9 protein-coding genes are annotated in these 13,802 nt (G+C 46.3%); 3 read left to right on the forward strand and 6 right to left on the reverse strand.

The window, feature by feature from the left end; genetic code table 11:
* Positions 1–525 precede the first annotated feature (525 nt).
* Complete coding sequence (locus AC6H3C_RS06880) at positions 526–4,545, forward strand: hypothetical protein (RefSeq protein ID WP_497519967.1); 4,020 nt, start codon at positions 526–528, stop codon at positions 4,543–4,545.
* 257 nt (positions 4,546–4,802) lie between these two features.
* Here AC6H3C_RS06880 and fusA2 read toward each other — a convergent pair whose 3' ends face one another.
* Positions 4,803–6,959: an elongation factor G2 gene (fusA2, locus tag AC6H3C_RS06885; RefSeq protein ID WP_497519968.1), complete on the reverse strand. Its 2,157-nt coding sequence runs from the start codon at positions 6,957–6,959 to the stop codon at positions 4,803–4,805.
* Positions 6,960–7,320: 361 nt separating this feature from the next.
* On the opposite strand from fusA2, the gene AC6H3C_RS06890 reads away from it, so the two are divergent.
* Positions 7,321–7,851 carry a CHRD domain-containing protein gene (locus AC6H3C_RS06890; RefSeq protein ID WP_497519969.1) on the forward strand — a complete coding sequence of 177 codons (531 nt, stop codon included), beginning with the start codon at positions 7,321–7,323 and terminating at the stop codon, positions 7,849–7,851.
* A gap of 94 nt (positions 7,852–7,945) precedes the next feature.
* Here the strand turns inward: AC6H3C_RS06890 and mazG are convergent, their stop codons facing one another.
* The 3 genes from mazG to AC6H3C_RS06905 all read right to left on the reverse strand — a co-directional run bounded on the left by mazG (position 7,946) and on the right by AC6H3C_RS06905 (position 10,612).
* A complete protein-coding gene (gene mazG, locus AC6H3C_RS06895; RefSeq protein ID WP_497519970.1) occupies positions 7,946–8,725 on the reverse strand; it encodes a nucleoside triphosphate pyrophosphohydrolase in 780 nt (259 codons plus the stop codon).
* Between the two features lie 99 nt (positions 8,726–8,824).
* Positions 8,825–9,415: an RNA polymerase sigma-70 factor gene (locus AC6H3C_RS06900; protein ID WP_497519971.1), complete on the reverse strand. Its 591-nt coding sequence runs from the start codon at positions 9,413–9,415 to the stop codon at positions 8,825–8,827.
* Between the two features lie 147 nt (positions 9,416–9,562).
* The gene (locus AC6H3C_RS06905) at positions 9,563–10,612 is read right to left on the reverse strand and encodes a glycoside hydrolase family 127 protein (RefSeq protein WP_497519972.1); all 1,050 of its coding nucleotides are present in this window, start codon (positions 10,610–10,612) and stop codon (positions 9,563–9,565) included.
* Between the two features lie 163 nt (positions 10,613–10,775).
* Here AC6H3C_RS06905 and AC6H3C_RS06910 point away from each other — a divergent pair, with 163 nt between their 5' ends.
* Positions 10,776–11,507 (forward strand): MBL fold metallo-hydrolase, encoded by a 732-nt coding sequence (locus tag AC6H3C_RS06910; RefSeq protein WP_497519973.1) that lies wholly within the window; start codon positions 10,776–10,778, stop codon positions 11,505–11,507.
* Between the two features lie 44 nt (positions 11,508–11,551).
* Here the strand turns inward: AC6H3C_RS06910 and AC6H3C_RS06915 are convergent, their stop codons facing one another.
* Together AC6H3C_RS06915 and AC6H3C_RS06920 are read right to left on the reverse strand one after the other, a co-directional pair.
* A complete protein-coding gene (locus AC6H3C_RS06915) occupies positions 11,552–12,193 on the reverse strand; it encodes a CPBP family glutamic-type intramembrane protease (RefSeq protein ID WP_497519974.1) in 642 nt (213 codons plus the stop codon).
* 2 nt (positions 12,194–12,195) lie between these two features.
* Positions 12,196–13,563, reverse strand: coding sequence for a leucine-rich repeat domain-containing protein (locus AC6H3C_RS06920; RefSeq protein WP_497519976.1), 1,368 nt, complete (start codon positions 13,561–13,563; stop codon positions 12,196–12,198).
* Positions 13,564–13,802 lie beyond the last annotated feature (239 nt).

Here is a 13,802-nt window from a genome sequence, read left to right on the forward strand (position 1 = left end):
CATGCCGGCAAAAAATAATCAGGTCATGGCGAATTGTTGACAAATTTTGGAAGAGAGAAATCGATAAGAAAAATTTCTGTTAGCTGATTCAACGTTATCATACCTGTTTCCGGCTATGGGGGGAATTACCTATTGACTGCAATTGATGATAAGAATTAACTTGCATCCAGATATAAAATAGTTATAGGTCTTATTATCTTGATTAAAATTATTAAAAGCATTACATCAGGGAGCAAAGTGTTTTTAGTAGCAATGATTAAAAGAGGAGATATGAAAGTGATGTATAAGATTGCGGTACTGGATCAGAGTCATTTATTTCGTTCCGGATTAATATCGGTGTAACTTGGTATATAAACTTTTGATCCTTAACCTATTTGTTAACCTCTGGAAGGTTAGTTCTTTGCACGCAAGAATGGCCTGATAAACCGCTTCATAAGGCAAGCGTGGTGAAGCTCCTTACCAATGAAACTTCTGAAGAGGGATTATGAATGTTTATTACAATTCTGAAATTTTAATGATGTGATTATGAAAAAGGACTACTTTTTTTCTGTGAGAAAAATGGCAATGGGTTGGCTTAAACGATGTACATGGCAGTTTTTGCTTTACCCGCTTATGCTTGTCGCCTTTATGGTGATTGGCCTTACGGCAGCAGCTCAGAACGTTCAGGGAGTTGCCCCGGTACAAACCCCTATGGGTGGATTTGGCGTTGATGGCGATGCTTTTGCCAATACGCCTGCAGGTTACGAAGGTGTAGGTGACTGGTTTTTCAACGCGCCCGGTGGTGGCGGAGGTTTGTATAACCCCGATCCTCCCTACGATTTCCTTTACCCCTACACGTATCAGTTTGTAGATGCCTGGGGAAGGCAACCGGATTACACTACCTTTACCTCTTCCAATAAAATTAATGATCACCCTGCAACCTACACCTGGGGTTTGGGCAATGTTCCCAATAAGAATGAAATCCAGAATGTCGGGGTGCACTTTACCTGGGGAGAACCTTCGCTGGGAGGTGATGCCGATGATTTATGGTGTTTATTTGCTGCCGACCGCGAGGTAACAAACGGGAGCAGTTACATCGACTTTGAGTTTCTGCAAAACACCTTGTCGATGGTCGAAGGCGGCACCTTTACCACGGAAGGGCCTCACGGCGGACGGACAGTGGGAGACGTGCTGGTCACTGTTGAGTTTACCAACGGTGGTCCGGTCGCTACGGTCGTAGTTAACGTGTGGGAGCAGGTTGGCGCCGGCTACCAGTACGTGGTACATCCGAATTCTGAATTTACCGGAGCTATTTTTGCCACGGTAAATACAGCCCCGACCACTGTTCCCTTTGACGTTTATGGGGGAAACACCTATGTGGTCAACCAATGGTGCGAAGGCGCTGTTAATCTGAGCGCGTTGTTTAATTTGGATGAAGATCCGTGCTTCAGCCTCGCTACCTTGTTTGTCAGGACCAGAACTTCCGGTTCTTCCGCTCAGTCGGAATTGAAAGATATCCCGGGAGCGCCGATTCAGCTGAACCTCGATCTGGATGATCTGGCAGTTAACTGTCCGAATCCGGCTACTGTGGATGCTTGTGCCGACGTTGCCACCGCTTACCAAAATTGGAAAGATGGCTTCAGTTATTCGGGAGGTATCGGAACAATTGTCGATAACCTGGGAGAACTTCCGGAAACTGCAGAAAGTATCCTGTGCGGCGGGCAGATCAGTTTCACCTATTATGTGAGCGATGACTGTATCGATTCATTAAACTGCTCAAGCACCTTTACCGTAACCGCTCCGGACCCGATCGTGATCAATTGTCCGACAGATGTTGACCTGCCCGAATGTACATCCCTGGATGATATCGCGGCAGCCTATGCTTCATGGGTTGGAGGATTTACCTCTTCGGGCGATTGTCGCCTGAGCGACAATATTGATCAGATACCCGCGTTGCCCGAAAATGTACGCTGCGTTGGAGCAGACCTTTCATTTACCTATGAAGTGACAGGCGACTGTTTCGGTACCGAAACCTGCACCAGTACCTTTAAAGTAGCTGCTGATGAAACCGCTCCGGTGATCACAGCCGACAACGAAGACGACGACTTAGGCTGCAACCCGACAGCAGAGGAAATCGAAGCTGCCCTGGGAGGCGCGTCTGCAACGGATAACTGCGATGATGAGGTTGACGTTGACTATACCGATGGTGATGTTATTTCAGATGGTTGTATGCGTTCGAAGACCCGTACCTTTACGGCCGAAGACGAATGCGGCAACGCAGCTGATGAAGTGACCGTTACCGTAACCTGGAAATGGGATACGGAAGCTCCGGTTATTACCGCCGATAACGAAGATGACGACTTAGGCTGCAACCCGACAGCAGAAGAAATCGAAGCTGCCTTGGGAGGCGCTACGGCTATGGATGGTTGCGACGGCGAAGTTGACGTTGACTATACCGATGGTGATGTTATTTCAGATGGTTGTATGCGTTCGAAGACCCGTACCTTTACGGCCGAAGACGAATGCGGTAACGCAGCTGATGAAGTGACCGTTACCGTAACCTGGAAATGGGATACGGAAGCTCCGGTTATTACCGCCGATAACGAAGATGACGACTTAGGCTGCAACCCGACTGCAGAAGAAATCGAAGCTGCCCTGGGAGGCGCCACCGCTATGGATAATTGCGACGGCGAAGTTGACGTTGATTATACGGATGGTGATGTTATTTCAGATGGTTGTATGCGTTCGAAGACCCGTACCTTTACGGCCGAAGACGAATGCGGCAACACAGCTGATGAAGTGACCGTTACCGTAACCTGGAAATGGGATATGGAAGCTCCGGTTATTACCGCCGATAACGAAGATGACGACTTAGGCTGCAACCCGACTGCAGAAGAAATCGAAGCTGCCCTGGGAGGCGCCACCGCTATGGATAATTGCGACGGCGAAGTTGACGTTGACTATACGGATGGTGATGTTATTTCAGATGGTTGTATGCGTTCGAAGACCCGTACCTTTACGGCCGAAGACGAATGCGGCAACACAGCTGATGAAGTGACCGTTACCGTAACCTGGAAATGGGATATGGAAGCTCCGGTTATTACCGCCGATAACGAAGATGACGACTTAGGCTGCAACCCGACAGCAGAAGAAATCGAAGCTGCCTTGGGAGGCGCCACCGCTATGGATAATTGCGATGGAGAAGTAGATGTTGCGTACACCGACGGCGATGTCATGGAAGATGGCTGTATGCGTTCAAAAACCCGTACCTTTACGGCCGAAGACGAATGCGGCAACGCAGCTGATGAAGTGACCGTTACCGTAACCTGGAAATACGACCTGAGCGAACCTGTATTACAGGGAACTTTCGATGATTTGGTATTCGAATGCAGCGAACCGGTTGTGATACCTGATCCGGTATTTGAAGATGAATGTGACGGTACGATTTCCGAACTCACTGTTACCGTTAATGGCGAGCCCGAAACCGACCTGGCCGGTTACATGTTCCCGGAAGGAGATACTGAAGTTTGTTTCTACGTAGAAGATGAATGCGGAAATCCGGCTTCTGTCTGTATTACCGTAACTGTTCTTCCTTGCGGCGAAGATTTCTGTACGCTTACACAGGGATTCTATGGAAACGACGGAGGTTTGTACTGTGACGGCAGAACCACGACTGAATTGCTCACCGACCTGCTTGATACCGACCTGGTTATCGGATGTCCCGGACATTCCTACACCATTCCGGCCGGAAGCGCTGCCTGTGTGATCGGGATTCTCCCGGGAGGAGGTTCGTCGTCAGTGCTGAACGGTGACTACAATTGTGGGCAATTGGTAAACAAACAAGGTACGCTAAACAATTCGTTGCTTGCCCAAACCATTACGCTGGGCTTGAACCTGCGTCTGGATGCAGATCTGGCAGACCTGACAATTACGCCGTACTTTGATGCTGGCGAAGGTGTTTATGTATTCTGGACGTCAAAATCGTCCATTTGTAAAGGTGAAGAAGGCGAAGCTTCTCCGGTTGGAGAATGGTTGCCGTTCTATCTGCCTGCCTCCGTCCTGTCTGGTGGTTCGGTCAATGTCGGCGATTTGTATGCCATGGCTAACGATGCTCTTTGCGGAACCGATGTCGGCGTATCATTAGGCGACCTGGCTATGGCTGTTGGCGCCATCAATGATGGATTCGACGAATGCGCATTCCTGAGCACAACACCACCGGCAGAATATTTTGCTGAGGAAGAAGAGGAAACGGTAATGCAGGAAATGAGTACCTTTAATTCGTTCAGTATGACGATTGAAAAAGAAGGTATCGATTTGATTGCTTATCCGAATCCGTTTACCGAAATGGTAACCTTCCAGTTTGTTCCGTCACAGGATGGCCGCGCTGTACTGGAGATCTTCAACTCAACCGGCGCCAAGCTGTCAACTGTTCTGAATCAAAAAGTACTTCAGGGAGTTACTACCACGGCACAATATCAGCCGGCAGGTGTTGCTCCTGGTGTATTAATCTATTCGTTAACATTAAATGGGACTAAAGTTTCCGGTCAGTTAATTTTGAACAAGTAAAAATGACTGGCGAGATTTTTATAGATTTCTGCGATTCGATATATGGTGGAATGGGCCATATATAATGGTAAGGAGTAGTAATTCAAATGTCCCGACCAAAGAGGCTGAACCGGCGTGTTCAGCCTCTTTCTGTTAAAAAGGCGTGTACATCTGTTGAATCGGAGGTGCAATCCGCATTATAAAAAAGAAGCCCCGGATGGCTGGTCCGGGGTCTTCATTTCAATTTTAATTGATTATTTAAGGATTAGAATTGGTTCTCATTCTTCATCCTGTTCGGCGGCGTAAGCGGCGAGCAGTTCGTCCTGTACTTCCTGCGGTACTTTCTCGTATCCGTCGAACTTAATGCTGAAACGGCCTTTCCCCTGGGTGATCGAACTCAGCGAGGTCGAATATTTAAACATTTCTTTCAGCGGAACTTTGGCTTCAATTTTCTCATATCCTTTTTCACTGCCCATGCCCATGATCAGAGCCCGGCGTCCTTGCAGGTCGCTCATCACATCGCCCATGCGCTCGCTCTGTACCATGACCTCCAGGTTATAAATCGGTTCAAGGATTTTCGGACCGGCATCTTTAAAAGCTTTTGAGAAAGCGTTTCTTCCTGCAAGTTTGAAGGAAATTTCATTGGAGTCAACCGGGTGCATCTTACCGTCGTAAACATAAACCCGGATGTCGCGTGCATAAGAACCGGTTAGGGGACCCTCTTCCATTTTTTCCATAATCCCTTTCAGGATGGCAGGAAGAAAGCGGGAATCAATCGATCCGCCCACGATACAGTTGTGGAAAATCAGTTTTCCTCCCCACGAAAGCGGGTATTCCTGCGTGTCGCGGACCGAAAGCTTCATGTCTTTCCCGTTAATGCTGAAAGATGTTTTCGGGTCGACACCTTCAATAAAAGGTTCGATCATCAGGTGTACTTCGCCAAACTGACCGGCGCCACCCGACTGTTTTTTGTGGCGGTAGTCGGCCTGGGCCGATTTGGTGATGGTTTCGCGGTATGGAATTTTAGGTGTTTTAAATTCAATGTCGATTTTAAAAATATTTTTATAAAACCAGTTCAGCGCATTGAGGTGGTACTCACCCTGGCAGTGGATGAGCATCTGTTTCAGCTCTTTTGAATATTCTACCCGGTAGGTTGGGTCCTCGTCGTGAAGCTTTTGAAACATCTCGCCTACTTTTTCATCATCGGCCTCATTTACTGCTTTTAACGCGACCGTGTGGCGCGAGGTTGGAAATTCAACCGGTTTAAATTTGTAGGCGGCTTCTTTTTCGCTGAGGGTATGGTTTACTTTTGTCTCGCGAAGTTTTACGGTTGCGCCAATGTCTCCGGCAATCATTTCCGGCACCTTGGTTCTGCTTTTACCGGCCGCTACAAAAAGCTGGGAGATCCGTTCTTTATTTTCAGTCTTCGAATTGGTTAAATCCTGACCTTCTTTTACGGTGCCGCTCATCACTTTAAAGTAGGTGATTTCACCCACGTGTTGTTCAATCGAAGTTTTGAAAACAAACAGTGACGTTGGGGCGGCCGGATCCATTTTAACGGTTTTCCCGTTCAGTTCGGGGACTTCAACAGCTTCGGCAGGCGAGGGGGTAATGTTGGTAATAAATTCGAGCAAGCGGCCAACGCCCATATTGTGTTTTGCTCCCGTGCAAAATACCGGGAAAAGGCTTCGGGAAATCATGCCCAGTTTAATTCCCTGCCGCATTTCGTCTTCGGTTAAGCTGCCTTTTTCAAAATACAGCTCCATCAGGTTTTCGTCGTTTTCGGCAGCCATCTCAATCAATTCGTTGTGCAATTTATCGGCCCGGTCTTTTTCCCCGGCCGGAATCTCCAATACTTCGGGTTTACCGCCGTCGGCCGGGTATTTGTACAGTTTCATTTTCAGTACGTCGATAATCGAGTTGAAACCCTGACCAGCATTTACCGGGTATTGCACCAGGGTGACTTTATTTCCGAACGTATGTTTCGCCTGATCGAGGGTTTGTTCAAAGTTGGCGTTTTCGTGATCGAGGTGGTTGAAAACGAAGATTAATGGTTTTTTTGCTTTTTCGGCATAACGGCAAACCGCTTCCGTTCCTGATTCGATGCCATGCGGGGTGTTGATGATCAGAACTGCGCTGCCAACAACATGCAGGGAGGAGATAACCGAACCACGAAAATCGTCCATCCCGGGAGTGTCGATGATGTTGACCTTTTTATTGTTGTACTCCGCGTGCAGGACGGTCGAAAATACGGAGTTGCCATAATCCTGTTCAATCGGATGGTGATCCGATACCGTGTTTTTAGCAGTTACTTCACCTCTGCGGTTAATCACTCCACCCTCGAACAGCATGGCTTCCGCGAGGGTGGTTTTCCCACTGCCGGCATTGCCAATTAAAGCAATATTCCGGATTTCATTGGTCGTATATACTTTCATGGTGTTAGTTTTTTTTGAAAGAAATTTCAGGTTTGTTATACTGTTTTTTGCAATGAAAACACCAAAATTAGTAATAATTTCTTAACAAACAACGAGGCGTAAACCGGGCGAATATGTTATTAAAATGATTTTGAAATTGTGCATTATTGTTGGATTAAATATTTTGTTTATGTATGTCTTCCATGCCCGGCTTTGCCCTTACGTCGTGAAACACCGATTGCAGATTTGCTTTCACACGACAGATTTTCTTTCGGGACATGTTTTAAAATAGACTAATTAAAAGATAAAAACATCCGAAATACTGAAACATTTTAAATTGCTAATAAGTAATGAGTTACATGACAAATAAAAAACAGGATTTATGGAAAAGAATTTTTTACTTATTTTTTCTCTTTGTATGCTGATGATGGCATCATGCGAGAAAACCGCGATGGATGAAGCCTTTGCCGAGGGTGAGTTAAAAAGCGCTAAAAAGGCGTTGGTTTTTAAAGCGCATTTAACCGGGAACCAGGAAGTGCCGGCTGTAGAGACGATGGCGAAGGGCGAGGCAGTTTTTTTATTAAATAAAGACGGGAACATGCTTACATTTAAACTGATTGTTGCCAATATCGACAATGTCCGGATGGCGCATATCCATTTGGCTCCGGCCGGTGTAAATGGTGGCGTGGTCGTTTGGTTATACCCGTTGGCGCCACCTTTTCAGCTAATCCCCGGGACTACGAACGGGATTTTGGCAGAAGGAACCATCACCGAGGCGAATTTTTCGGGAATCTTACTGGGGCGACCATTTTCTGAACTGGTGAGCGCCATGTCGGCCGGGAATGCCTATGTTAATGTGCATACCGACGCTTATCCCGGCGGTGAAATCAGAGGACAAATCAGTGGTAATTAAAAATGACCATGCGGGGGTGATTAAAACGGGTTTCGGCAATGTTCTCAGGATATCCGGGCGGCATAAACGGGACCCTGTTTCTTAATCTTAAATGCTATTGCTCCAGTTTTTTGGCTTCGTCCCAGTATTTGTCCATTTCGGCCAGGCTCATGGTTTTCAGGTCAAGACCTTTTTTCAGGGTTTGGCTTTCCAGGTAATTAAAACGTTTGATGAACTTAATGTTGGTGCGTTCCAGCGCCGCCTCCGGGTCAACGCCGTAAAGGCGGGCCGCATTGACCAATGCGAAGAACAGGTCGCCAAATTCGGCCTCCACCTGATCGGTGTTGTTGTTGGTTATTTCGTGTTGCAACTCGCTGATTTCTTCTTTTACTTTTTCCCAAACCTGCTCCGGATGTTCCCAGTCGAAGCCAACACCGCTGGCTTTTTCCTGAATGCGGTTGGCTTTTACCAAAGCCGGAAGCGAAGCCGGAACGCCTTCGAGCACGGTCTTCTTTTTACGGTCTTTTTCTTTTAGCTTGAGCGATTCCCAGTTTTGTTCCACTTCGCGGGCATTGTGTACATCTACTTCGCCGTAAATATGCGGATGCCGGTAAATCAGTTTTTCGGTTAAAGAGTTAATGATGTCGGTGATGTTGAAGGCCTGTTGTTCCTCGCCAATTTTAGCGTAAAAAACAATGTGCAGCAGTAAATCGCCCAATTCTTTTTTGATCTCGTTCAGGTCGTTTTGCAGAATCGCGTCACCCAGTTCGTAAGTTTCTTCAATGGTTAGTTTTCGGAGCGATTCAAAGGTTTGCTCGCGGTCCCACGGGCATTTTTCGCGCAGCTCGTCCATGATTTCAAGTAATTTGCCAAAGGCATTCAATTTTTCGTTCATCTGCATCTCCTTAAAATGATCAATTCACCAAAATTACAATCTTTATTGAAAGCAGCCGTGGCTGATCCGAAAAAAGGCTGTTGCTTTCGGCTGAAATTTTCAGGACAGGAAAAGATAAATAAACAGGGATATGAACAGGTTGTCTGGCTGCATTTTGCTTTTCAGGAAGGCAGTTGCCCGGTAAAGCTGATTTTCGACAGTTCGTTTGGATAGGCCGAGATTTTTGGCAATTTCATCGTTGTTCAGACCTGATTCTTTGCTCAGTTGAAAAATTTTGCGGCGTTGTTCGGGCATTTGCTGCATCAGTCCGTGAATTTGGGCGAGCATGTCGTTGAAAATAACCTCCTGCCAGGTTGAATCTGATTGATTGGCCATGCTGCTTGCAAAGTCGGCAAAAGCCTGCTCAATATTTTTTCTGCGGATCAAGTCGTAGATGCTGTTAACCGCGATTTTGAAGATAAATGCGCGGATATTGCCGGAGTAATCGAGGGTGTGGCGTTTCTCCCAGACTTTCAGAAAAACATCCTGCACCAGTTCCTCTGCGTCATGATCCGATTTCAGGTAGCTGCATGCAAAGCGGTGGATATTCCGGGCGTACCGTTCGTACAGTAAACGGAAAGCCTCTTTTGATCCGGCGCGGACCAACCCGGTCAGTTCCTGGTTGTTTATATCGGGAGTAATCTTCAACAATGGCTTGTTTTAGCTGGTTACGGGCAAATATATAACAAACTTTAATTAGCCGGTTGAATGCTGCCGGAATATTTTGCATAAGGTAAATTTAAGGATAGCCCGAATGTGGTTGGTTTTGTATCATCCTTCATCCCGAAAATACATTGATCAATTGGTGGTTTTGATCCATGCTGTTCTTACTTCAGCCGAATCTCTTTCGGCAAAATAGGGCTGCAGTGCCAGCGCTTCCCCGGGTATTCCGCTAAAGGTAAAAGTTGGCATTTTCCCGGGAGGCGATACAAATTGTAAATACCGGATAGGATCGCTTTCCGAAAAAGCCGGAAGTTCATCAACCGGCTTTATATAACTAAGCAGGAGGGGGCCGTAGGTAAAAGCCAGCTTGTTCCCCTTGCTCCGTATCACATTCGGACGCATGCCGAGGATAATTTCCACTTCATCGCCGTTTTTCCATTTTTTTGCCACTTCGGTAAATTGTCCGGCTACCACATTGTATTTTACGCCTTTCACGGTAACCGACGCCCGGTCGGCCCATTCGGGGATACGAATGAACAGGTCGAGATAGCGGGTATCCTGCAGTTCAAATTTTAAGTTGATGCTGCCGTCGTAGGGATATTGCGTGTCCTGGATCAGCCGGATTTTTCCTCCCGTTGTGTGCTCGTATTCAATCGCTGAACTTCCGTAAATATTCACATAAATGCGATCATACAGCCGGGTGTAGTAAACTGATTTGATTAGTTCTTCGCTAACCGCTTCGGGGATGTGAGCATTGTAAAACAGCCTTTCCAGTTCGTCGGCAAAGCGTACCTGCCCGGTATATTTTAAAAGGCTGTCGTTTAATGTAACCCACGAGTGAATTTCTTCGGCAGCCAGTTCTTCAAACTTGTCGGTACAGAGCTGTTGCCATCTTTCCCAATCGCGGATAAGTTCTTCTATTTTAATATTTCGGCCACCTTCTTTTAATTGTTCTGTATTGATTATCAGTTGTTTGAATCCCCGTGTGTAATCCGGGGCAGGCGGGTTGCTTGGTGGATTTTCAGGATGACCTTCGGCCAGCCTTTCGGCCAGAATCCCGCCCAACGAAACCTGCTCGGCAGGAACAGTCATGGATACGCCAACCTGATCGGGAGCCGTACGGTATTGGCAGGATGAAAATACACTGATCAGACCAAAGACCAGCAAAAAGAGATCATGTTTCATAAAACCGATTTTTGATAAAAAAACAGCAGAACACAATTCAGGTTCATTCTGTTTGATGATTTCCTTTCGTGGTAAGAGGAAAGACATCCAAATAAAGACAAGGACGATTTTTGGTATACATGGGAATTTGATATATTAGCCGGTCATAAGCAGGAAGCTTGTTATGAAAAAATACCTGGTTGTTATTACCTGTTTGTTTTTGTTGAGTGCTGCCGAAAGTTTTTCGGGAGAACAATACCGGCAAAAAGATGTGTTAATTACTTCAAAAGGAGATTTGGAAATTGAAGTGATCGGGCATTGTTTTTATCATTTCACCTTTAACCGGCTGAATATTTATGTCGATCCGATTCCGAATGTGGGAGATGTCAGCCGATTGCCCAAGGCCGATTTGATCCTGATTACCCATGACCACCGCGATCATTTAAGTAACTCAACCATTGAATTTTTGTCGAAGCACGATACGAGAGTCATTGCATCCAAATCCTGTATCAAAAAGATGGATTTTGGAGAGTTTCTCGAGAATGGCATGCAAACGACTTTCCATGACATTTACATTAAAGCGGTTGCCGCGTACAATGTGGTCAATCTGCGTCCGGACAACGTTCCGTATCATCCGAAAGGAGAGGGCAACGGCTATTTCCTGGTGTTTGGCGACAAAACGATCTATATTGCCGGCGATACCGAATATATTGATGAAATGCGCTTTTTTATGAAACCCGATGTCGCGTTTATTCCCATGATGTTGCCCTTCATTATGGATGAAGATATGTTTGTGCAGACGGTCAAAAAAATCAAGCCCAAAATTGTTTATCCGGTGCATTACAATACCAACCTGAATACGCTGATCGAAAAATTATCGGTGGCCATGCCCGATCTGGAAGTCCGGATTCGCTAACCACAAATTAGCGTGCCGGTTCTTATTTTTTTGATCGGGCTGAATTACCACACCCACCAGGGAGCTGTGCGCGATTGTCCGTAAACCAGGATATCAAAAACCACATGCCCCAGGATGGGGGGAACAATGCTTTTGGAAAATTCCTTTAGCCGCCCGGCCAGCAAACCTACTCCAAACGTGATCGCGAACAACCAGAACAAGCCGCTTCCCGAAGCTTCAGGCTGTGTTGTAAAAAGGAAGGTTTTGTAAGCCGAATGTGCAAAGGCGGCGAATACAACGGCAAAGCTTAAACTGATTTTGCTGAAGTAACCCTGGACGATTCCCCTGAAAATAAATTCTTCGCTGCCACCGATGAGGGCCGCAAGCAAGGCAAACCGGGTGAGAGAACCCGGAAGAAGGGTATTTCCCAGGTAATACCGGTAATAAACAGCCAGCGCTGCTCCTGCCGCTAAGCCGGCAAACAACGAGGTGATTGGCTTTCCGGGTATTTTAAAGCGAATAATTTCGGAGAGTTCGCGCCCCGATTTGATTCCGCCGGCCAATATCCAGGCGGGCAGGGCCAGCCCCGCCACCGAAACAACTGGCCATGGAAACGGGCGGTGAATAAAAAGCGGGAAGAGGATAAATCCCGTTATACAAAAAAATGCCCGTATGTATAATTTTTGTCTTTTTCGAATACGGGCCATCTTCATAAATCAGCAGCAATGCGTTTTCTTTTCGTCAGGAACCAAAACAGGGCGGCAAGCGGGAAAAACAGCAACAACCAGCCGGTGCCCATGCAATAGCCGTAGTTGGAGCCAATCAAACAATTCGGCAATTGGGTTTCGAGTTGGGCCAGGTAAACCGAATCCTGGTAAATGCACTCGGGAAGCGCCAGGTATTTCAGGTTCTTTAATTCTGCTATTGTGGCATGGTCATACAAGCTGTCTGCAATGGTCAATACGGTTAATTCTTTTAACGAAACAAGAGCGTCGAGATCCCGGATGTTTTCGGAGTTATAAAAGTCAAGCGCTTCTAAACCGGGATTATTTGCAATCAGGGTATTGAACTCTTCCTGTGTCAGATTTATATGGAGCGAAAGCCACTTTAAATGATACAATTCGTTCAGTGCATCGATGTTTACGACCGAGTCGGCTTTTAAACTCAGGGATTCCAGTTTATTGTGTTTCCGTATAAAATCAAGATCGATCAAGGTATCCTGTGCGATTACCATTAACTTTTTCAGGCGGGATAAAGGCTGAATGAAAGCATAGTCGGTTAACGAGAGGCTAAGCACATCGAGCCGTTCAATTTGATGGTTATTCATCAGCAGGTCAGAGCTTATTTCCGGCAAATAGTGATCAATAGCCAGGTTTAGCTGTTTTAACTGCGGCATTGCGGGCAGGGGAGTGGTGATCAGGCTGTCGTAAGTTTCGATATATAAACGTTCAAGCAGGTTCAAGCCGGCTAAAATGTCAGCATCGTCCTGCTTAAAGTCGGATAAAATCAGCCATTTGGGATTAAATTTTTTCAGCAGTTGCGGAATGATGTCGTAGTCTTCGTTAAAGCAAAGGCCAATGTTTGGGTGAGATTGTGAAAGTTTATCAATGAATTGAAGCTGTTGCTCGGTTAGGCTGTCGGTATTGATTGTCAGTGATTTGATCGGGTTTCGGTCGTTTTCAATCAACCACTCTGCCTGTTCGATGGGTTCGGCTTTACTCAGATCGATCACCGAAGATTTACTCTCGGCAACAAAGTATAAATCATCTGAAATTCCAATATGAATTCCGGGAGCTTGCGGATCGAAGAAGAAAATGGCATCATCCGATCCGAACAGGTCGCCGGCAGCTGATATCAAAAAAGCAGAATCGGAAGCTTCGACATAAAGGTGTCCGGTTTCTCTCGAAAAGTTAAATACTTCCGTTTGTTTGCTTACGTAATAGCCTGGTTCCTTCTTTTCGTGACAGGATGAGGCCGGGATCAGAAGCATGACGGCCGTTAGCGGGACCAGTATCCACATAAGGTGCCCGGTCAGTTGGCGCATTTTTTTCTTAATGGTTAGGATGGTTGTTTCCATGATGATCAGGTTTAGCGTGATAAATGGTCTAAAGGGTTCCGTATGTGTTCGACAGGCCAAAGTTACGGTTTAAATTTTCATAAAAATCTCATTTTCAGTAAATATTTACTTCGGCTTGTCTCGATTAAGCAGTTCGGTTCGGGTGAAATGCAGAACTTCCCGCGAAAGAGGATAACGGCATTTTCGACCTTTCGGTTGTGAATTTCGTGTTTATTATTCCGGTTAGGCCGATGGTTGTA

Source organism: Gaoshiqia sp. US2, assembly GCF_059705485.1.